This window comes from Holophaga foetida DSM 6591 (assembly GCF_000242615.2).
Taxonomy (GTDB): Bacteria; Acidobacteriota; Holophagae; order Holophagales; family Holophagaceae; genus Holophaga; species Holophaga foetida.
The window spans coordinates 2,820,209-2,840,994 of sequence record NZ_KI912268.1; the positions used below are offsets into that span (position 1 = coordinate 2,820,209).

Annotated in this window: 19 protein-coding genes; 7 read left to right on the forward strand and 12 right to left on the reverse strand. The window is 63.0% G+C overall.

Going from position 1 to position 20,786, the window contains the following annotated elements; genetic code table 11:
• Nucleotides 1–19 precede the first annotated feature (19 nt).
• On the reverse strand, nt 20–2,692 hold the full coding sequence (locus HOLFODRAFT_RS0212615) for a HEAT repeat domain-containing protein (RefSeq protein WP_005035908.1): 2,673 nt from the start codon (nt 2,690–2,692) through the stop codon (nt 20–22).
• 110 nt (nt 2,693–2,802) lie between these two features.
• Between HOLFODRAFT_RS0212615 and HOLFODRAFT_RS0212620 the strand changes: the two genes are divergently transcribed.
• Both HOLFODRAFT_RS0212620 and HOLFODRAFT_RS0212625 read left to right on the forward strand, forming a co-directional pair.
• Entirely contained in the window at nt 2,803–3,162 is a 360-nt protein-coding gene (locus HOLFODRAFT_RS0212620; protein ID WP_005035909.1) for a roadblock/LC7 domain-containing protein, read from the forward strand.
• Nucleotides 3,149–3,619, forward strand: a complete 471-nt coding sequence (locus HOLFODRAFT_RS0212625; RefSeq protein WP_005035910.1) for a hypothetical protein — start codon at nt 3,149–3,151, stop codon at nt 3,617–3,619. The genes HOLFODRAFT_RS0212620 and HOLFODRAFT_RS0212625 overlap by 14 nt, the downstream gene beginning before the upstream one ends.
• A gap of 3 nt (nt 3,620–3,622) precedes the next feature.
• On the opposite strand, the gene HOLFODRAFT_RS23245 is transcribed toward HOLFODRAFT_RS0212625, so the two are convergent.
• Entirely contained in the window at nt 3,623–5,191 is a 1,569-nt protein-coding gene (locus HOLFODRAFT_RS23245; RefSeq protein ID WP_005035911.1) for a diguanylate cyclase, read from the reverse strand.
• 108 nt (nt 5,192–5,299) lie between these two features.
• Here HOLFODRAFT_RS23245 and HOLFODRAFT_RS0212635 point away from each other — a divergent pair, with 108 nt between their 5' ends.
• The gene (locus tag HOLFODRAFT_RS0212635) at nt 5,300–5,569 is read left to right on the forward strand and encodes a DUF493 domain-containing protein (protein ID WP_005035912.1); all 270 of its coding nucleotides are present in this window, start codon (nt 5,300–5,302) and stop codon (nt 5,567–5,569) included.
• A gap of 62 nt (nt 5,570–5,631) precedes the next feature.
• Here the strand turns inward: HOLFODRAFT_RS0212635 and asnS are convergent, their stop codons facing one another.
• From asnS to HOLFODRAFT_RS23260, 9 genes are all read right to left on the reverse strand, one after another.
• Entirely contained in the window at nt 5,632–7,026 is a 1,395-nt protein-coding gene (asnS, locus tag HOLFODRAFT_RS0212640; protein ID WP_005035913.1) for an asparagine--tRNA ligase, read from the reverse strand.
• Nucleotides 7,027–7,222: 196 nt separating this feature from the next.
• Nucleotides 7,223–8,158, reverse strand: coding sequence for a chemotaxis protein CheW (locus HOLFODRAFT_RS0212645; protein WP_005035914.1), 936 nt, complete (start codon nt 8,156–8,158; stop codon nt 7,223–7,225).
• The gene (locus HOLFODRAFT_RS23250; protein ID WP_005035915.1) at nt 8,155–8,688 is read right to left on the reverse strand and encodes a chemotaxis protein CheW; all 534 of its coding nucleotides are present in this window, start codon (nt 8,686–8,688) and stop codon (nt 8,155–8,157) included. The genes HOLFODRAFT_RS0212645 and HOLFODRAFT_RS23250 overlap by 4 nt, the downstream gene beginning before the upstream one ends.
• Nucleotides 8,689–8,721: 33 nt before the next feature.
• A complete protein-coding gene (locus HOLFODRAFT_RS23255; RefSeq protein ID WP_005035916.1) occupies nt 8,722–10,335 on the reverse strand; it encodes a chemotaxis protein CheA in 1,614 nt (537 codons plus the stop codon).
• Nucleotides 10,332–11,855, reverse strand: coding sequence for a chemotaxis protein CheW (locus tag HOLFODRAFT_RS0212660; protein ID WP_005035917.1), 1,524 nt, complete (start codon nt 11,853–11,855; stop codon nt 10,332–10,334). The genes HOLFODRAFT_RS23255 and HOLFODRAFT_RS0212660 overlap by 4 nt, the downstream gene beginning before the upstream one ends.
• Nucleotides 11,856–11,858: 3 nt before the next feature.
• Nucleotides 11,859–12,416 carry a hypothetical protein gene (locus HOLFODRAFT_RS0212665; protein WP_005035918.1) on the reverse strand — a complete coding sequence of 186 codons (558 nt, stop codon included), beginning with the start codon at nt 12,414–12,416 and terminating at the stop codon, nt 11,859–11,861.
• 19 nt (nt 12,417–12,435) lie between these two features.
• Nucleotides 12,436–12,792, reverse strand: a complete 357-nt coding sequence (locus HOLFODRAFT_RS0212670; protein WP_005035919.1) for a response regulator — start codon at nt 12,790–12,792, stop codon at nt 12,436–12,438.
• A 24-nt stretch (nt 12,793–12,816) separates the two neighbouring features.
• Nucleotides 12,817–13,212, reverse strand: a complete 396-nt coding sequence (locus HOLFODRAFT_RS0212675; protein ID WP_005035921.1) for a PilZ domain-containing protein — start codon at nt 13,210–13,212, stop codon at nt 12,817–12,819.
• 70 nt (nt 13,213–13,282) lie between these two features.
• On the reverse strand, nt 13,283–14,893 hold the full coding sequence (locus HOLFODRAFT_RS23260; RefSeq protein ID WP_005035923.1) for an adenylate/guanylate cyclase domain-containing protein: 1,611 nt from the start codon (nt 14,891–14,893) through the stop codon (nt 13,283–13,285).
• A gap of 112 nt (nt 14,894–15,005) precedes the next feature.
• On the opposite strand from HOLFODRAFT_RS23260, the gene rimO reads away from it, so the two are divergent.
• The 4 genes from rimO (at nt 15,006) to HOLFODRAFT_RS21120 (ending at nt 18,897) form a co-directional block, all read left to right on the forward strand.
• Complete coding sequence (gene rimO, locus HOLFODRAFT_RS0212685; protein ID WP_005035924.1) at nt 15,006–16,328, forward strand: 30S ribosomal protein S12 methylthiotransferase RimO; 1,323 nt, start codon at nt 15,006–15,008, stop codon at nt 16,326–16,328.
• Nucleotides 16,321–16,833 (forward strand): hypothetical protein, encoded by a 513-nt coding sequence (locus HOLFODRAFT_RS0212690; RefSeq protein ID WP_005035925.1) that lies wholly within the window; start codon nt 16,321–16,323, stop codon nt 16,831–16,833. The genes rimO and HOLFODRAFT_RS0212690 overlap by 8 nt, the downstream gene beginning before the upstream one ends.
• A 15-nt stretch (nt 16,834–16,848) precedes the next feature.
• A complete protein-coding gene (locus HOLFODRAFT_RS0212695; protein WP_005035926.1) occupies nt 16,849–17,379 on the forward strand; it encodes a phosphatidylglycerophosphatase A family protein in 531 nt (176 codons plus the stop codon).
• A gap of 81 nt (nt 17,380–17,460) precedes the next feature.
• A complete protein-coding gene (locus HOLFODRAFT_RS21120) occupies nt 17,461–18,897 on the forward strand; it encodes a hypothetical protein (RefSeq protein WP_005035927.1) in 1,437 nt (478 codons plus the stop codon).
• 115 nt (nt 18,898–19,012) lie between these two features.
• Here the strand turns inward: HOLFODRAFT_RS21120 and HOLFODRAFT_RS0212705 are convergent, their stop codons facing one another.
• Nucleotides 19,013–20,755, reverse strand: a complete 1,743-nt coding sequence (locus tag HOLFODRAFT_RS0212705; protein ID WP_005035928.1) for a DNA repair helicase XPB — start codon at nt 20,753–20,755, stop codon at nt 19,013–19,015.
• Nucleotides 20,756–20,786: the final 31 nt, after the last annotated feature.

Sequence of the window (20,786 nt, forward strand, 5' to 3'; positions counted from 1 at the left end):
AAAGCAGCCTAAAAAGGCCTCATGAACCCAGGGTCTTGAGAAGCTGTTCCAGGGGGTAGGGCTTGAAAAGGGTTCCCAGGGACCAGGGGGCCTCGGACAGTGGACCCGACTCCCGGGTCGAGGTGGAGAGAAGAAGATACTGAATGTGCTTTTGATTCCACTGGTCCTCAATCCATGGGCCCAGGTCCCCTTCGGCGTCCGAGCATTCGGAGATCAGGAGATCGACGGCCTTCTCTTCGAGCATGGCTGACGCTTCCCTGCGGCTGCCGCACTCCCGGACCTCCCATGCGCCCAGGCTCTGGAGCAGGCGCTTCCGGAAGAATGCGCTGGGCTCCAGGAGGAGGATGGAGCGGATGGGGGCCCGGCGGGTGAGTTCCTCTTCGGTGAGCCCAAGGTCCAGCAGCGCTTTTCGAGTGGCGCTCTTCAGGCCAAGCCCAGTGGCGCGCTGGAAGATCGGGCGGATGATCTCGACCAGTTCCCCGCTCCTGGAAAGGCCTCCAATCTCGCAGAGATGAGCCACATCCCGCCACTCGTTGACCGGGTTCTCCAGCTCCTTGATGACCCAGTCCGAGACCTGGACCCCGATTTCCGGGCGCAGGATCAATTCGGCATCCCCGAGGGCCTCGCGAAGGGCGAGAAGGGCTTCCACCCGAAGGGGGCCCTTGGGAGGAACCTGCTGCAGCCGATGGAGGAGCCCCTTCTCCCGCTCCGACAGCATCCTCAGGCTTTCGCTGCGGCGGTTCAACTCTTTGAGGAGAGCGGCGACTCGATCGTTGTTGTCCTTGTCCCAGACCTCCTTGGTGCGCATCTCGGAAAGATAGTCGCCGAAGCGGTCCCGGAGCCGCTCATAGGTGACTTGGCTGAAGATGAAGAGGCCCTCCATGGCGAGCATGGCCCGGAGACGGTTTCCTTCGCCCTCCCGCTCATCGCAGCAGCGGTCAAGCAGATGCATCAGGGACTCAAGGTGCTCCAGGGGCAGGGGGTGGCTGAAGCTGGTAAAGGCGTTGAGGGTGCCTTCCAGCGCCAGGATGAGGACGGGCGCGGCCTTGAGGACGGGGGCCTTGGCCAGCAGCCCCAGGGAGGCCTCCGGGGTCGCCAGGAAACCCAGGGCCTGGGTGAGGGCGATCTGGAGGTTCAGGGGCTTGCCATCATGGAGCAGCTCTAGGTAGACCGAAGCGGCCGGAGGGTGGACAATCCGGGCCAAGGCTTCCACAGCCTCCAGCACCAGGTTGTCTCTGCTGTCCTTCTGGATGAACTCCATCAGGACATCGGCAGCGGCCTTGGGCAGGTTTTCTCCGAAGACCCGGATGGCCCGCCGCACCTGCTCCGGCTGGCCGGATTGGAACATCTCCAGGAGAAGGGGGAGGCTGGAAGGCAGCTTGCCCAGGTGGTGGATGGCCTTCTGCCCCACTTCGATGATGGAGTCCTGGGCCGCCTTCATGAAGAAGGGGGTGAGGGCGTCATCTTCCCGGGTGCCGAGGGCGTCCATGTAGCGCATCCGACGTTCGATGTCGGGATCTCCCAGCACCTCATCCAGAATGCCCGTGGCATCGGGTGGGACGAGGCGCAGAAAGGCGTATGAGGCGCCTTCGCTGCCCGCGCGGACCTGGAACAGGGCGTGGAGGTGGGGCAGGGCCTCCGCCAGGGGGAGGCTTCCCTGGTCCACCTGGAAGGCAAGGAGTTCGGCACATTGATCCAGCAGGGTCGTGAGCTGCTCCAGGCGGCCCTCGGTTCCTTCAATGGTTTCGGATTCGAAGGCGGAATAGCGGGCGACCTTACCCAGGGCCAGGAGGCTCGAGGCCTCCAGGACGAAGCGCTCGTGCCAGCCTTTCTCGATGGATTTCAGGGCGTCGATGGCTGGCGCCAGCTGAGCCTCATCCGCCGCTTCGGCCTGCTGGAGTGAGCGGACCGCGGCATCGGCCCTACCCTTGAAAAGCTCCGCCAGGCGATCGAAGAGCATGGCCCTGGCGGTGGAGCGGGGGACTCCCCTCAGGTTTCGGAGGAGGAGCAGCACCTGCTGAATGTCCAGGAATTCCTCGCGGCCCTGCTCCAGGCAGTCCACCAGGAAAGCGGTGCTCTCCGGGCAGTGCATGGAAGCCAGGATACGAAGGCTGAGCTTCTGTGTGAGGGGGTCGCCGCTCTGGTAGGCCTCGATGAGCCCAGGGATATCCTCTGGGTGGGCTGCGGCCGCCAGCATTCGAGCCCCCTGCTGGGCCAACCGGGGATTGCCCTGTCCCTCCTGGAGGCGGCTGAGGTAGTAGCTCAGGTGCTGCTGGGGGGTGTACTGGCCCAGTTCCCTGTTCAGGATCACTTGGCGGTTCGGGTCACTTCGGGCCGCCTGGAGCCTGAGGAGGCCTTCGTAGGCATCCCGGATCGCAAGGCCCCCCATGGCACTGCATCCCTCGTCGAAAACCCCCAGGTCGCTCTCCTGGAGGAGGTTCTGGAGCAGCCACGGTGTCCAGTCCGGCCAGTCGTGACGCTGGATCAAGCTGAAAATGGCCCTCTTCAGCCCCTTGGGGGAAGTGCTCTGGACTAGGCGTGTCCCAAGTTCCTTGAGAGCCTGCTTTTTTAACTTCTGGGTGGCCTGATTCAGCTTGGCCGGGAACTGGGCATCACCCTCCGAATACCCCGCGAGAAGGGCGCGGAGTGCATCCAGGGGGGTCTGGGGAACGGTGCGCTGGGGGTTGGACATGATCCTCTATTGTTGTCAGGAACCGATGGTGGTCCATACAGAATCTCATGGGATGGTTGTTGTGGCCTGATATCCCGGTCATCATGTTGCCAGTTCCCCCGGAGCATGCGATGGCCTTCCAGGAAATTCTGGACAAACTGATCGAGAAGGTGCCGGAATCCACGGCAGCCACCTTCAATGACAAGGATGGGGACCCCATCGCCAGCCGCACCATCGAGGTGACCAATGACGCCCTCCAGTTGCTGGGGGCCTATCGGAATGTGGTGAAACGCCATCTCCAGCAGGCCGTGGAGGACTTCGATCGGGGGGACATCCAGCAGGTGGCCTTCTGTACGGAACAGCACTGGATCCTGATGATGGGTGCCCAGGAGCAGTGCAGCCTGGTGCTTGTCATGCGACGGGAAGGCATCCTCGGGCGGGCGCGATATGAGATGGCCAAGGCCATCGAGGCCCTCAATGCGGAACTCTAGCCTTCTGGCCGCAGGGCTCCTGCTGTTTCTTGGCTGCCAGCGCCCAAGCAGTACCGTGAACTACTCCCCCCTGGAGAACCTGCCGCCGAAGACCGCCCAGCGGGCCCAGGAGGGGGGGCTTGCCATCTGGGCTCTGGCCGCCGTGGATGGGAGGGTCGAGTTCTACCTTCTGGCGCCACGGAATTCGGTCCCTGAACAATTGACCGCCCGGATGGGGTGGAATGCCTGCGGAGTGGAGAAACGCTCGGAATTGGGTCGCACCTACTTTACCTGGACGGCCCAGTTGGGAAAAGAGGGGGTGCTCAAGCCGATGTTCCAGGCACCGATGCTGGTGGAGGTCCGCTTGCCGGGCGGCGGCAGGCGTTGCATGACTGTTCTGGGGCTGGGCACTGACAGCTACCCTGTGCTCAACATGTGCTACTTCGACATCCCCTGGGAACCTGCGCCCTGCCCCTGACCCTCAGCAGTTCTGGAAGGGCGTAGCCCGGTTTCGACCGGTCTGTTTGCTGGTGTAGAGTGCCGAGTCAGCCATGGCGATGAGATCCGAGGAGCGGGTCTCAGGGCTGGGCCTCAACGAGGCGACTCCGATGCTCAGGGTGACATGGGGTGCGGCTTCGGATCGCTCATGGGGAATCGCCTTCGCCTCCATGGCGAGGCGGAGCTTGTTTGCGGCCCTGAGGGCCTGTTCCGGGGCTACGCCCGGGAGGATGACGGCGAATTCCTCACCCCCGTAGCGGGCTGGAAGTTCGCTGGCTCGGCGGAAGGTGGACCGCATGACCTGACCCACGGTCTGGAGGCAGGTATCCCCGGCGATATGGCCATAACAGTCGTTGTAGTGTTTGAAGAAGTCCACATCGCCAAGCAGGAGCGAGAGTTCCCTGCCGGTCCGGCAGGCCCGGCGCAGTTCAGCATCCAGGACGGTATCGAAGTGCCGTCGGTTGGCAAGTCCCGTCAAGGCGTCAGTGGTCGCCATCAGACGCAGCTGTTCATTGGCCTCCTCGAGCTGCGATGTCCGCTCCGCAACGCGCATTTCCAGTTCGGCGTTGACCTTGCGGAGCTCTTCGGCCTGGCGCAGGTTCTGACGGTAGAGTGTGCCGTTGGTGATGGTGAGGGCGGTGCGGTCGGCCAAGCTCTGGAGCATGGACTGGTCCTCAAAGGAGTAAGGTCGGCTGGAACCGCCTTTGGCCATGGCGATGACCCCGATCACCTTCTCCTGGAATCGCATAGGTATGGCCAGGAGACTGTGGACTTGGTAATTCCGGAAATAGGCGTGGTACTCGCTGGGAACCTGGGTCATGGGTTCCGTGGCGCTCGGGTCGTACAGGGACATGGCTTCCCTTGAGTTCATGAGCTGACTCAGGGGGGACTCATCGATGGGCTGAGAGGTCATGTCTGTGAGGGCGGGAAGGAATCGGTCGCCATCTAGATATGATTGACTCATTGCCACGGGCCTGAGTTTCCTGTCCTCGTCCAGCAGGTGCATGACGCAAAGATCCCCAACCTGCACGGCCAGGTAGCGGACGATAAGATCCAAGGCGGCCTCGTAGTCGGGGCCAGCGCCAGCCAGGGCGAGGGAGACGGCATTCTGGGATTCGGCCCGTTTCAGCCGGGCTGAATGCTCATTCTCGAATCGTTTGCGTTCACTGATATCCCGGGCCGTGATGAGGATCCGTTCCGTGTCGCCGAGAATGGCTTTCAGAAGATTCATCTCGACCCAGAAGAGGCGTCCTGAGTGGTTCCTGGCAAGCCAGTCCAAGGTGAAGGGCTCCCCTTCCTGCGCCTTCCTGATCCAGGCCAGGGCGTCTTCCTGGGTGTAGGGTGCCAAGCCGAGGCTGAGGGCTCCCAGGGACATTCCGATGAGCTCATCCTTGGGGTACCCGAACATCTCCGTTGTGCGCCGATTGACGTCCAGAAGGACGCCCTGCTCACAATCCAGCACCAGAATCGCGTCGTGCACCGAATCGTAGATAGCCTGAAACTGCTCGGCTGACCTGGGGGCGGACTTGTAGTCTGTGGGCATGGATCCCATGTGGAACCTTATCGCTGGAGGTACGGCGTTCTTTGTCTGCAGTATGCCTCAGTCAAAGGTGGCTGGGCAATGCAACATTGCCACTTCTTATGAAGGTAGAATGGGAAGATGAGTGGATGCACACGCCCCCATGTCGATTACCCGTGCCGGGTCCCCATCAAGGTCTTCGGCCATGAAGGTCAGCTTCAGCCCGAGGCGGTTGCGGCTCTGGTGACTCATCACCTGGGCCTTCAGCCCCCGGCGGATGCGGAGCCCCAGGCCAACCGGAAGGGACGGTACATCAGCTTCACCTTCTGGGTGACTCTTCCCGACGAGGCCTCAGAGCGTCCACTGCGGGAGGCCATCGCACTGCTGCCGGGATATGTAATGCAACTGTGACCGGAGGCCCCGGGGAGCCTTCGGTCACAGCGGACGGGACGAGTGAAGAGTGCCTTTGGCGCTCAGCCCATGGAGGCTGACTTGGGGGTGCGGGGATAGAGGATGACGTCCCGGATGTTGCCCATGCCGGTGACGAATTGAACCGTGCGCTCGAAGCCCAGGCCGAAGCCGGAGTGAGGCACGCTTCCGAAACGCCGCGTATCCAGGTACCAGCTGTAGCTCGCGGGGTCGATGTGCATTTCGGCCATGCGCGCTTCCAGCACATCCAGGCGCTCTTCGCGCTGGCTACCGCCGATGATCTCCCCCAGCCTGGGCACTACCACGTCCATGCCGCGTACGGTCTTCCCGTCGTCATTCATGCGCATGTAGAAGGCCTTGATGTCCTTGGGGTAGTCCGTGATGATCACCGGCCGCTTCATGCGCTTCTCCGCCAGGTAGCGCTCGTGCTCGGTCTGGATGTCCATGCCCCACTTGACGGGGTACTCGAAGGCCTGGCCGCTCTGCTCCAGCAGCTTGATGGCCTCGGTGTAGGTGACCCGCTCGAAGGGGCTGTTGACGATGCTCTCCAGGGTCTCGATGGCGGACTTTTCCACGAACTCGGCGAAGAAGGCCATGTCCTCCTGGCATTGGTCCAGCACGGTGCGGAAGAGGTGCTTGAGGAAGTCCTCCGCCAGGTCCATGTTGTCCTGGAGGTCGTAGAAGGCGGCCTCGGGCTCCACCATCCAGAACTCGGCGAGGTGACGGGTCGTGTTGGAGTTCTCGGCCCGGAAGGTGGGGCCGAAGGTGTAGATGTTGGAGAGGGCCAGGGCCATGGTTTCGCCAGCGAGCTGGCCCGAGACGGTCAGATAGGCGGGCTTGGCGAAGAAGTCCTGCCCGAAGTCCACGCCGCCCTCAGGCAGGCAGGGCGGGTTCAGCGGGTCCAGGGTGGAGACCCGGAACATCTGTCCGGCGCCCTCGCAGTCGGAGGCGGTGATGATGGGGGTCTGTGCCCAGAGGAAGCCGCGCTCCTGGAAGAATTCGTGGATGGCCCGGGCGAGCACGTTCCGCACGCGGAGCACTGCTCCGAAGGTGCGGGTGCGGGGCCGCAGATGGGGGACGCTCTCGCGCAGAAATTCCAAACTATGGTGCTTCTTTTGCAGCGGATAGCTGGTGGGGTCGGCCTCGCCGTAGACCTCCACCGAATCCACCAGCAATTCGTAGCTTTGGCCGGAACCCGTGGAGGGGGTCAGGCGCCCCTGGGCCTTCAGGCCAGAACCCTGGCTCAGCCGCCCGAGTTGCTCGAACTGGGGATGGTCCTGGGGCACCACCAACTGGAGATTGACCAGGCACGAGCCGTCATTCACCTGGATGAATACCACTTGCTTCTGGGCCCGCACAGCACGGGCCCAACCCGCGACCGTAACATTCCCCCCGGCTTCGGGCCTGGCCAGGACGGACTTGATGGACTCACGTTTCATGGGCACTCTCTTCACCCTCCAGTCAACCGGGGGGCATGGCAGTCCTGCTCCCCCTCCTTCGATCCTACCTCACCTGAGGGGGCGGTTCAGGGGTCCACCTATCCTGAAGATCAGAAACCCAGTTGGCCAAGGGGCCGCCTGGAATGCACCGGGCAGGCCTCCGGAAGGAGGCCTGGGACCGCGCCTTGGTTCCGAATCACAGCACGTGCTTTCCCGTATCCCGGAACTTGGTGCCCACGATCATCTGCAGGCCGCGGAGGTGACTCAGGACGCGCTCGAGTTTCTGTCGAGCGATGTCCTGGTACTGGATCGTCTGGATCAGATCGAAGACCCGATCCTGGATCTCCTGGCTGATCTTTTCAGCCTCGGCGATGGTGGCTTCCTGTCCTGGAAGGCGCCCCAGTCTGGCCTCCTGTTTCAGTCGGGTCAAACCCTGGAATGCCTGATCCGCGTTGACAAGAATCGATTCGACCCGATCCAGGACCTTGGCCATCTCCTCTTCCGTGTGGGCGATGGCGGCTTCCATCTGGGGAATGATCCGGGTCGATTCCGTCGCAGCCTTGTTCGGAGCCAGCTCGATCAATTCCATCAGGCCCTCGTCCAGGGTCTTGTCGACTGAGCTGGTGGCAATGACGCCATGGCTGGTCCTGACGGTTCCTATGGCCGCAACGAGGCGGGAATCCAGCAGGGTGATGATCTCGCGTTCGACCAGGAGGAAGGCTCTGGCCCAGGCCCCCTCGGTGCCTTCCAGGAGGGGACTGGCAGGTGTGTGGTCCTCTGGGTGGGCGGAGTGGACGGATTGAACCCGGTCCACAAGGATGCCGATAAGGTTCCCATCCAGGCCCAGGATGATGATGTTGGCGGGTTCAGGGCCGCCTTCGATCGGCAGTCCAAGGCGCAACCTCAGGTTGAGGACTGGCAGGAGGGAGCCCCGGAGATCCAGCACCCCCTCCACCCCTTTCGGGAGGTGGGGGATGCGGTTCAGGGGCAGGTTGGGGGTGATCTCAGCAACCTCCTCAAGCGGAACCCCGTAGACCCGGCCGTCCAGGAGGAAGGTCAGGTACTGCTGCAGAGCGGCTTCCCCTCGCCCGCTGGGCGCTGCATGGGCGATGGCATGGGTGCCAAGGCTCACAGGGCCTCCTCGATGGCCAAGGTCATCAGTTCGGCGGGGTCCAGAATCAGGACGACACCCCCGTCGCCCATGACGCTGGCTCCGGAAATGCCAGGCAGGCTGGCAAGGTAGGGTGCCAGGGGTTTGATCACCATCTCCTGGCGGCGCATGAAGGAATCCACCACCAGGCCCATCCGTCTTCCGCCGGTGGATACGACCACCACGGGAAGTTCCGTGTCGGCGTCGACGCCTTCCTCGGGTTCATTGAATCGCAGGAGCTCTCGGAGCTTGGATACTCCGAGCACTTCACCCCGGAGGTTGATGGCCTTGCGCCGGGTCAGGTGCGAAAGGTTCTCTTCGGTGACCAGCAGCGTCTCCTCCACGGCGGTGCCAGGAAGGGCGAATACCTGTCCGGCGGTCTTCATCAGCAGTGCGTCGATGATGGCCAGGGTGAGCGGGAGCTTGATGGTGAAAATGGATCCCTTCCCCACCACGCTGGTAACCCCTACGGTCCCATTGAGTTTGCGAACATTCGAACGGACCACGTCCATGCCGACCCCGCGGCCGGAGATATCCGTGATCTTCTAGGCTGTGGAGAAACCTGGCAGGAAGATGAGGTTGACGGCCTCTTCGTCCGTAAGCTGGTCGGCCTTTTCAAGGCTCATCAGGCCCTTCTCCACGGCCTTCGCGCGAATGATCGTGGGGTCGATACCCTTGCCATCATCCTCGATCTCCACCACGACGGAGTCGCCCTCGTGGCGGGCCCGAAGGACAACTGTTCCCATTTCCGGCTTGCCGGCCTTGAGGCGGGAGTCGGGTTGTTCGATGCCGTGATCGGCGCTGTTGCGGATCAGGTGGATGAGGGGATCGCTGAGTTCCTCAATGAGGCTCTTGTCGATCTCGGTGTCCTCTCCCACCATCTGGAGGTCGATCTTCTTTCCGCTGGCCTTGGCCAGATCCCGGAGCATCCTGGGGAACTTGGTGAAGATGGTCTTCACGGGCACCATGCGGATACCGAGCACCGAGGCCTGGATCTCCTTGCTCACCTGATCGAGGTATACGCTGGACTGGCGAAGCTCCTTGACGAGTTCGGCTGTGGTTCCCTCCAGGGGTTCGGCCTCGAAGCGTTCCACCAGATGGCTGAGCATGGTCTTGCTGATGATCAGCTCGCCTACGGTGTTCATGAAGGTATCCAGCTTGGCCTGACTGACCCGGATGGTATCCGAGGTCGCCTTGTCGGGGGCCTTGTCTGGAATCCTGTCGGCTGCCGCAGCGGGGGTGCGCTTGGCCTCCTCAACGACTTCCCTGACGGGTTCCGGCGGTGGTGGGGGCAGCTCCTGGGCAGGTGCCGAGGGGGGCGGCGTGGGCGAGGATGCTGTCTCAGTCCCATCCAGATAGAAATACTGGATTTTGACGTTCTCCACCCGGTCGAATAGCTTCTTGACTCCCTCCAGGTTCTCGGAGGGCGACAGGGCCAGGATCATATCGAAGGGGAACTGGTCCGCCTGATAGCCGTCCAGATCGACATAGCTCTTCATGAGGGTGGAGGAGGCCAGCAGGCGTCCCACCAGATCCACCATGGAGATCATGGAGAAGGGGTTGAAGTGGGTTCCCAGGACACTAGGCAGGAGCTCGATCCGCATGAAGAGGACCGGTTCTCCCCCCTGCAGGCATTCCTGCGCAAGGCCGCAGGTTTCAGGGTCCAGACCCGCCAGTCCGGGGGGCAGGGCCAGCGCAGGCGCCGCGGCAGGGGCAGCCTGGGGGGCAGCGGCCTTGGCCGGAGCTTCCCCGCCATTGCGGAAGGCCTCCAGGCGAAGGATGAGGTCGGAGATGTCGGGGTCCACCGGGGCTCCCTGCTTGCGCAGGCCGATGCCCACATCGTTGACCAGCACCTTGAGCATGTCCACGGTTTCGAAGAGGAGTTCCACCACTTCTGGGGAGACGGCCATGCGGCCCTTCCTTAGCTCATCGAGGATGTTCTCCCCGATATGGGCCAGGGACTGGACCTTCTGGAGCCCCAGGAAGCCCGAGGCGCCCTTGATGGTATGGACGCTGCGGAAGATGCCATTGAGGATGTCCAGGTCGCCCGGGGCACTCTCGAGTGTCAGGAAGTTCTGCTCGATCAGCTCGAAGTGTTCCTGGGCTTCGACTAGGAAGTCCTCATAGAAGCTGGGGTCGTCCAGAGAAAATTCACTCATGAGTCAGCCCTTCTTTTTCCCTGGAAGGTTTCAAGCTGCTGCCCCTCCACATCGGTAAGGAGGCGCTGGATATCGAGAATGAAGACCACTCCGGTTTCGGTGCGGGCCACCTTGTCGATGTAGGCATTGGCGGTACCGGAAGTCATCCGGGGGGGATCCTCCAGGCGTCGCTCGTCCACGCTCCTGACCTCTTCCATGGCATCCACCACCAAGCCTGTGGGGACCCCGTTGATGGGCGTGATGATGATGCGGGAGATGCTGGTGGCCGGCTGGCGCTGCAGACCGAACCGTTCCCGGAGATCCATGACGGGCATGACCTCTCCCCGGAGGTTCATGACCCCGTCGATGAAGGAGGGGGCCCGGGGAACCGGCGTAATGAGGCCCACCATGATGATTTCGCGAACCTGATGGAGGCGAAGGGCATGGGACTCTTCGCCGAGCTTGAAGACCACCAGAGGCAGCTCGTGGGTGGCGACCTGCACTTCAGCCTCGGCCTTGGAAGCGAGGGAGGAACTCATGGCTGCCAGCTTCTCCTTATCCTCCCGGGTGATGATGTCCAGGATGCGGAGCAGGCAGACCATGCGGTCGGAGCGCAGGACGACGCCTTCCAGGTTGGCCACCTCCCGCTCGCTAAGGGTCTGGGGCGGGGGCAGGACCTGATCGGGGCGGATGCGGACGATCTCCTGGATCCCATCTACGGCGATGCCAAGTTTGGCTCCGCCGAAGTTGAGGAGGATGACCATATCCCGGACCTTGGGCTCTCCGGTCTCCGCCACGTCGAGGAGCTGGATGAAGTCCAGCAGGGGCAGGACCTGGTCTCGCAGGCAGATGACACCCATGACATAGCTGGGGGCGTCGGGCACCTTGGTGACCGGCGGCAGCTCGATGATCTCTTCCACCAGCTGGAGGTTGATGCCGAAGGATTCCATCCCTAGCGAGAACGTAACGTAGGGGAGGTCGTCCACAACCTCCTCCTGGCGCACCGCTTCGCTGAGTCCGGTGCCCTGGGCGGAGCCGACCCGGTGCTCGATCAGCAGGGCACGCTGGGCGAATTCGGAACTATCGAGGATCTTGTCGAGATCGATGAGGGTGATGAGCCGCTTTCCCACGGTCACCATGCCAGCGAGGTAGTCGCTGCGCACCCCGGCCACGAGGGGCGGGGTGTCGCGGATGGTCATGTCCTCCAGGCGCACCACGTCCGCAACAGCGTCCACCTGGAGGCCGGTGGCCTGTCCGGCCAAGTCCAGGATGATGATCCGGGTCTTGGGGGTGGGGTCCTGATGGGCCAGATGGAACCTCAAACGGCTATCCAGCACCGGGATGATCATGCCCCGCACGTTCTGGACCCCCAGCACGAAGCTGGGAGCACCCGGAACCGGCGTAATGGCAGTCCTGGGCGTGATCTCCTGCACCCGATCGATGTCCAGACCGAACTCGACCCCGTCGAGACTGAAGGTGACGAGCTGCCCGGAGGGGACGATGTCCTGGGCTCTTCTTCCCTGGGTTTCCACCGCGGCCATAAGCTATCCCTTGTTCTTGCTGCGCAGAAATTCTTCAACCACCGCGTCGGCATCCGCCTTCTTTTCGTCCGGGGTAGTGCCGGTATTCTGGATGGTCCGGCTGATGGAAGCCCGCTCGCCCTCGCTCTTCAGGCCCGTGCCCAGCAGCTCCACGATGTAGTCGTGGATCTGGCGGAGATGGAACACGATCCGTTCCAGCTTCTGGCGGGTGATGTCCTGGAACTGCATCAGATCCATGGCCCCGAAGACCTTGTCCTGGATCTCCTTGGCTGCGGACAGGATCTGGTGGATGGCCTCCTGAACCGCAGGGTCCTGGGCCCCGGACTGCTTCATGACTTCGGTGATGAGTGCCTGCTGGCGGTTCACCAGCTGGCTGATCAGATCGAGCTGATCCATCACCTTGTTGGTTTCGCGTTCCGTGACGGCAGTGACGGCGTCGATCTCGGAGATGACCCTGCCCTCCACCTCATGCCCCCCCAGAGAGCCGGGAGTGGATGGAACAGGCGGGGCAGGCTGGGTGCCGGCGGCCTTCAGCAGAGCATCGATTTCAGACTGGTCCATAGCTTCCCCCGATACCTGCTCAGCCGAGCAGGGACTCGATCTTTTCTTTCAGCGTTTCAGGGGTGAATGGCTTCACCACATAGTTGTTCACGCCGGACTGGAGGGCTTGGACGATATCCTCCTTGGCCGCGTTGGTGGTGACCATGAGGATGGGGATCGAGGGGTTCTGGGTCCGCACCGTCTGGACAAACTCCAGGCCATCCATCTCGGGCATGTTCCAGTCCGTGATGATCATTTCGATGCCGCCTTGGGCCAGCTTTTCCAGACCGGACTTGCCGTTGTCCCCTTCCACCACGTCGGAGTACCCGATGCGCGACAGGGTGTTGATGATGATGCGACGCATGGTTGACGAATCGTCCACGATGAGGATCTTCAAGGGACTCTCCTTTCGCTGTGCAGCCTAGTTTCCTTCCGCAGGCGCGGAGGCGTCGATGAAATTCCGGAGCGCGGCCAGATCGTCTGGATAGACATTCAGGAACTTGATGCCCAACTCAAAGCCCCCATCCTCCATCTGCTCCACGCGCACCACCTGACCCACGGCCACCAGGGGGCGCGCCTCGTTCTCGTGGACCGGGCCGAAGCGGTTGAGGTGCTTGCCCCAGCCTGGAACCCGAAGCTCCAGTTTGAGGAGGGTGCCAAGGGGATGTTCCCGAGGTGAGGCCAGGAGGATCCCCCCTGCGGACAGGTCACCGTAGATGCTCTCCGCGGGTACGGAGGCCTTCTCGAAGGTCAGCTCCTGGAAGCTGACGGTGGCACCCATGGGGATGCGGCGGTATTGGCGGCGTTCATTGGACATGGCTCAGAATCCCACAAATACGTGATCGGTGGCAGGGGTAACCCTGATGAATTTTCGACTTAAAAAGGAATCAACTCCAGTTGACATGAAAAGGGCATACTTCGTGTTCGATCCCCTTGAGGGAGACAGGGGGCAGTGGAACCAAGCCCTCCATGCCTACGAGTTCAGCGGTGCGGGGGCCGATGACGATCTCGCCCGGTTTGGCGACACCGCTCTCCAGGCGGGAAGCCAGGTTCACGGTGCGTCCCATGACGGTGTAGTCCATGCGCTTCTCGCAGCCGATATCCCCGGCGAAGGCTTCGCCACTGTTGATGCCGATGCGGATCTTGAGCTCCGGGTAACCTTCGGGGCGGTTCTCGTTGAGGAACTGGAGCCCCTCCTGCATGGCGATGGCCGCCTCCACGGCGTGGCGTGCGTGGTCAGGGTCGGGATTGGGGGCTCCGAAAAAGGCCATGATGGCGTCCCCAATATACTTATCCAGGGTCCCGCCCCTTAAGAAGATCTGCTCCGTCAGGACCTCGAAGGAACGGTTCAGGATGTTGGCAAGCGCCAGGGGCTCCATGCTTTCACTCATGCGGGTGAATCCGGAAATATCCGCGAAGAGAATGCTTACCTGGCAGCGCTGGGCCTGGAGAAGGGGGGCATCCTGGCTCTGGGCCGCCTTGAGGATCTCCCCGACCACCTGGGGGCTGTGGTAGCGCTCCAGGCGCTGCCGGAAACGAGCCTCCCGTTCTCGCTGGATGCCCACGGCAGCGAAGTTGGCCATGGCGGAGAGGAGGTGCTCGTCCTCCCGCTTGAAGCCACCTTTGTTCAGGCTGGACTCCAGGTAGACCACCCCCAGGGCCTGGTCCTCCACGATGAGCGGGGCGCAGAGGGCCGAACTGATGCCGTGGATCTTGATGCTCTCCCCGGCGGCGAAGCGCGGGTCCACCCGGGCGTCGGTGGTAAGGATGGTGACCCGTCCATCCATGGCCGTGCGGGCGATGGTGCGGCTGATGGGGGCGGTGAGGATCCCGGGGCGCTCCTCCCAGACCAGTTCGGGCACCAGCTCTCCATCCTGACCGTTGAGGAGGATGAAGCCTCGCTGGCATGGGATCTGGCCTGTGATCAGGTGCATGACGGAGTCCAGGAGCTCATTCAGGCTGGAGGCCCTCAGGAGCGTGCTGGCCATGGCCGCCAGACGCTGGAAGAGAGAATCAACCTCGCTGGGGGGCTTCTCCGCCTGGTGCTTGGCAAGCATGTCCTCCAGGGAGGCGTGGGGGACCATGATGCTGCCGGAAGCGTCGAAGGCGCGATCCTCCAGGGAGATCTTGGATTCAGAGGCTGTCTTGGGGCCCTTGGCCAGGGCGGAGAGGGAAAAGAGGCCCGTCCCTAGATTGGGGACGGTGGTCTGGACCTCCTCCTGGATCCAGCGTACGGGGAGTTCACCCAGAAGGATGAGATCCCCAGGCTTGATGGGGGTCGGTCCGGTGATCGATTCGCCATTCAGGGTGGTGCCGTTCAGGGATTGCATGTCCTGGAGGCATGCTTGTCCACGGTGGAGGAAGATTCGAGCGTGTATCCGGCTTACGGCATTGGAATTCACTCGGAGGTTGGCGGTGTCTCCCCGCCCGATGGTGAGGCCCTCCTCCGAGAGCTCCACTGGATGCTTGGAACCTTCCACCTGTAGGGTGATCTTCATGGGGCTGACTTTCCGAGAATGGACCGCAGTCTAACATGGAGCCGATCTCCCAGCTTGCAAGCGGCAACACGTTATCCTGGTGGACAATCCCGGTCGCCGGGAGGGAGCATGCATGATCAAAGTCGGATTCATTTCGCTGGGATGCCCGAAGAACCTCGTGGATAGCGAGGTCATGCTGGGGCACCTGCGCCTCAAGGGCTATGCCATCACCCGGAACATGGAAGAGGCCGAGATCCTGGTGGTCAACACCTGCGGTTTCATCGAGAGTGCAAAGAAGGAGAGTATCGAGGCGATCCTGGAGGCCGCTTCCATGAAGGCCTCGGGGGCCTGCAAGAAGCTCATCGTCGCCGGTTGCATGGTGGAGCGGTACCGGGATCAGCTCATGGCGGATATGCCGGAGATCGACGCCTGTCTCGGGACCCGGGATGTGGAACACATTGCGGAGTTTCTGGGAGCCGGTGACAGCCTCTTCGAGCCGGATCGCGATCCCGCCTACCTCTATGACGAGCATAGCCCTCGGCTCCTCACCACCCCCAAGGCCAGTGCCTACCTCAAGATCAGCGAAGGTTGCGACCACGCCTGCGCCTTCTGCGCCATCCCCGCCATCCGGGGGCCCCAGCGCAGCCGGACCATTGATTCGATCCTGGCGGAGGCCCGCCAGCTCGTGGCCCAGGGCGTCCTGGAGATCAACCTGGTGGGCCAGGATTCCACGGACTTCGGCCGGGATCTCGGGGATCCGGATGCCCTCGAGAAGCTGGTGCGCGCCTTGGGAACGGTTGAGGGGCTCCAGTGGTTCCGCATCCACTACTCCTACCCCAATCGCATCACCGATGGGCTCCTGAGCGCCATGGCGGAGACGCCCAACTGCGTGAAATACCTGGATATGCCCCTCCAGCACGCTGACGCAGGCGTCCTGCGCACCATGGCCCGGGGCGGAGGGCGGCACACCTTCCTCAAGCTCATCCAGAAGATCCGTCGCCGAGTGCCCGGTATCTTCCTCCGCAGCAACTTCATTGTGGGCTTCCCCAACGAGACCGAGATGGCCTTCGAGGAACTGCGCAGCTTCATCGAAGAGGCTCAGTTCGAGCACGTCGGGGTCTTCACATACTCCCGGGAGGAGGGCACTCCTGCCTACGACATGGGGGATCCCATTCTCCGTCGCACCAAGGAGAGCCGCAAGCGCAAGCTCATGGAACTCCAGCAGAAGATCGCCCGGAAAAAGAACCAGGCGCTGGTGGGGAAGACCCTGGAGGTCCTGGTGGAAGGCGCCCATGAGGAGACCGATCTGGTGCTCAAGGGTCGTCACTACGGCCAAGCCCCCGAAGTGGATGGCAATGTCCTCATCGTGGGCGGCGAACCTCGTCTTAACGCCATCCAGACGGTAAAGATCACCGAGGCCCACGCCTACGATCTGGTGGGGGTAGTCCTTGAGTGACACTGGTTCCCGTTCTATCCACTATCGTCGACGCTGGGCCTATGCCCTCTGGGTCGTGCTTCTTCTTGCCGCCGCTGGGGCCCTGGTGGCGTGGCGTATCCCGGCCAGCCGGGGCGAGGGCCATGTCAGCATGATCCTTCGGGTTCCCAAGGCCCCTCCCGGGTTAAAGGTCGAAATGTGGTGTGGTCCAGCCTCCCGCTGGAAAGCTGCGAAGGCGGCCTACGCCTTGGGGCAGGTCGTACCCCAGGATGGACGGGTTGTCCTGGGTCCCTTCCCGGTGGCGGTGGCTCGTCGACGCTGGATGAAAGTGTTTCATCCGGATACCGCTGATCTCGTTGTCCTGCGCTTTTCGGCCCCTGATTCTGCCAGCACCTATGCCAGCTACAACCTCGGCCCCGACCTCTACTCCGGTTTCCTGGCGGAGCGTCGGAAGATGAAGCTGGAGGTCACCCTGCCCTGGGGGGCCCTCTCTGCGAACTCTGCCTCACCTTCCAAGATCCAGTAGTCAGGAGCCATACCCGTGGTTGAAACCAGTAAAGCACCCCGTTGGGCCTGGTGGGTCGCCACCGGTCTGGGCAGCGGACGGATGAGGCCCGCTTCCGGCACCTGGGGCAGTCTGGCGGCCCTGGTGGTCTGGGTCGCCCTGGCTGTGGGCACCCGTCTCCTTCCATGGCGTTGGCTGGCTGAAGCGGTCTTCCTGCTGCTGCCGATCCTCCTCACCTGGGTCTCCGTGAAGGCCTCGGATCTCGTGGTCCGGGAAACGGGGCTCAAGGACCCCGGCTTCATCGTGGCCGACGAGTGGGCCGGGATGTGGATCGCCCTGTGGCCCCTGCGCTGGGAGCTGCTCGCCCGGCTTGGGCACCCCGGGTGGGGCCTGATCCTGGTGCTCCTCGTGCCCTTCCTCCTCTTCCGCCTCTTCGATATCTGGAAGCCCTGGCCCGCCTATCAGGTCCAGGTTCTACCCGAGGGCCAGGGGATCGTGGCAGACGATGTGGTGGCAGGGCTCTATGCCTTGGCCTTGGGGCCGCTGGTGCTGAAGCTTTTTCGGTAGAGCCTTTTTTGATTCCCTTCGAAAGGAACGCTCGGTCGGCGGCATTCCTCTGGTGCACACCCCCTTTCCATGAGGTGCACCATGAAGATCCTTTTCGCATCGATCCTGCTCGGCACGGGCCTTCTGGGGGCCGGCGGGGCTTGCCTGAGCCCAGACAAATGTCTGCCTTGTTCGCGTCCCATCGGGGACCCCGTTGACGCGCAGATTCGCGAGGCCTTCGCCAAGCAGGGCATCCGTGTGAGTGACGGTGAAGTCCAGAGGATCCGTCCGGATGTTCTTCTCGCCCTGAAGGAGGCGCGGGTGCATGGCCTGGGCAACAGCAAGGTGGACTTCGCCGCTGTCCAGATCGCCCAGGACCTGGGGCTGGACTCAGGCCCCGGCTCCTCCACCGTGAGGAACCTGTGCGCCGCCATTGGCTACCTGATGCGTATCCCCCAGGCGCCACCCCTGGCCTGGTCCACCTACTTCAACGAGACCGTAAACCTATGGAATCAGACGGGCTTCATGGGCCTCATGGGGCGTCATCAGTTCCATCCCGTGAAGATCAGCTGGGAGGACATCGGGCGGGATGCCAATAGCGCTTGGGGGGATCGGATCAGCGATGTGGGCATCTGGGTGCGCAAGGACGAGGCGGATCCGGCTTCCGCCTGTCTGGCCCTGAGCGTGCGTCGGGATAGCAACTACCGGGACAAGGTCCTGATGGTCCCCGCCGAGCGCATCAGGATCCACACCCAGGAGCGGGGGCGCACGGTGGAGAAGACCCTGCCGCAGCGTCTCCGGGAGCTTGGCCTTGCTTCCGAACACCGGGATCGGAACGTCATCGTCTCCAACCAGTTCGCCATCGTTCCTGTACCAGCTCGCAACATGACTGGGGCCTGGAAGCCTGGGACCCCGCCCCGTGCCGCCTTCAACTTCAGCATCTTCCCCTACGGCTCCACCAATTTCGTGATCACCGATGTCATCGAGGGGAGCTCCGAGGCCATCGTGGGGCCCGGCACTCACCAGATGCTCTTTGCCAACATCGATGGCCGGAAGGCTCCCTTCACCGCCAGTCGCGCCGAGGACCGCCCCGACCTGCTGCGGATGGAGCGGGATCTGAAGGCAAAGGGGATGGATGTGGATGTTCAGCGCTACTACCTGATCCAGATCCCACTGAGGCGGGATGCCCGTTCCATCCGGTTGAGCAACCTGGGAACACCCCCCCTGGGGCGCGGCAAGGACTGCTTTGGGCCCCCCTTGCCCTGCCCGACCACCCTCTACAAATCCTCGGCGAAGGCCTGTGTCGAGGAGAGTTCAGGCCTAGGGCGGGTGGCTATTGGGCACGGTGAGGCCGAAGGGGCCTACTTTGCTGGCGCCGGTTACCGGGGGACCCGGGCTGAGGAGCCCATCCGGGTGACGGTGGTCTACTTCGTGACCCCCAAGGCCCGGATCACAGAGGCCGACATGCAGACCTTCGCCAAGGCCTTCGCCCAGTGGGATGCCCAGGCTGTCTGGGGCGGGAGTTTCGTCGTGAAGTAGGGTGGCGGGCTGGGCATGGAAAAGAGTCAGGGCAGACCCGATGCCCCCGGGGGCATCGGGTCTGTGTTGACTCAGTTGTCTTTAACCTGCGGTTGAGTCCAAGAAGGCAGCGGGGTCAGCAGGTGTCTTCCCGCAGTTGCTGCCACACCAGGGGTTCGCTCAGGTGTCCCGAGTCCTCGATGTGGCGGCTCTCGATCAGGTAGCGATAGCCCTGCTCGGTGAGGAAGAGCTGGCGGTTGCGGGCGAACTCCTGCTCGGTGGTGTCGCGGCTGATGAGGCTGTAGAAGTAGCTGACGTTGCGGTTCCCCTTGGGGCGCAGGACCCGGCCCAGGCGCTGGGCCTCCTCCTGGCGGGAGCCGAAGGTGCCGCTCACCTGGATGGCCACGCTGGCATCCGGGAGATCGATGGCGAAATTGGCCACCTTGCTCACGATGAGGATCCGCAGCTCTCCTGCCCGGAATTGGCGGAAGAGTTCCTCCCGCTCCCTCTCCGGGGTCTGCCCCGTGAGGACGGGGACCTGCAGCCGCTTGCCCAGGATGCGCAACTGCTCCAGGTACTGCCCGATGATGAGAATGCTGTCCTCAGGGTGGCCAGCCAGGAGCTCATCCACCACCGTCAGCTTCAGGCTGTTCTCACTGGCGATGCGGAAGCGGGCCCGCTGGTCCGCCACGGCGTATTCCATGCGCTCGTCGGTGGGGAGAGGCACCCGGATCTCCAGGCAGTGGGCGGTGGCAATGAAGCCGTCCTTCTCCAGCACCTTCCAGGGCACATCCACCCGCTTGGGGCCGATGAGGCTGAAGACATCCTCCTCCTTGCCATCCTCCCGGACGAGGGTGGCGGTGAGGCCCAGGCGGCGCTTGGCCTGGAGTTCCGCCACGGCCCTGAAGATGGGGGCCGGGAGCATATGCACTTCGTCGTGGATCACCAAGCCCCAGTTGGCGGCCTCGAAGAGCTTGAAGTGCTCGAAGGGGCCTCCCTTGGTGCGGCGGTAGGTGAGGATCTGGTAGGTGGCGATGGTGACGGGGCGGATCTCCTTGGTGTCCCCGGTGTAGAGGCCGATCTGGTCCTCCGTCAGGGTGGTCTTGTCCAGGAGCTCCTGCTTCCACTGCTTCACGGCGGTGACATTGGTGGTGAGCACCAGGGTGTGGGTCTGGAGCCGAGCCATGCAGGCGATGCCGATGACGGTCTTGCCAGCCCCGCAGGGCAGCACCAGGACGCCAGCCCCGCCTTCGGGGCCGCCTCCGGCGTGGAAGACATCCACCGCGGCTCGCTGATAGGTGCGGAGGGTGAAGGGACGGCCGCTGCTACCGTGGCCTTCCCGCAGCTGGAAGGGGAGTGGATCACCATCCTTGTAGCCCGCCATGTCCTGGACGGGGTGCCCCAGGCGGACAAGCTGCAGCTTGGCCTCGCCCCGCATCCCTTCATGGAGGTAGATTCCCTTCTGATCTGGGTAGGATTCCGCCAGGAGGCCCTGGAGGCTGCGCTGGTTCTCCAGTTCCCAGTAAAGTCCCCGGTCGTCCATCTCCAGCGCTAGGCGATCCCCTTTCCTGACCAGACGCAGCCTTCCATAGCGGGTGCCGTGGTCCTGGATCTCCTGGATCAGGTTCTGGGGCACTGGGTACTTGGACCAGCGGTTGAGGGTGGAGAGGATGTCCTCGCAGGAGAGTCCGGAGGCCGAGGCGTTCCAGAGAGAGAGGGGAGTCACCCGGTAGGTGTGGATGTGCTCAGGGCTCTTCACCAGCTCGGCGAAGCCCGCCAGTTCGTCCCTCACCTGCTCAAAAGAGGGGTGGGCCACCTCCAGGAGGAGGGTGCGGTCGCTCTGAACGATCAGTGGGTTGTCGGGTCTCAAGGCAATCACGGAACCTCGGGTCCAAACGTACGAGCCTAGG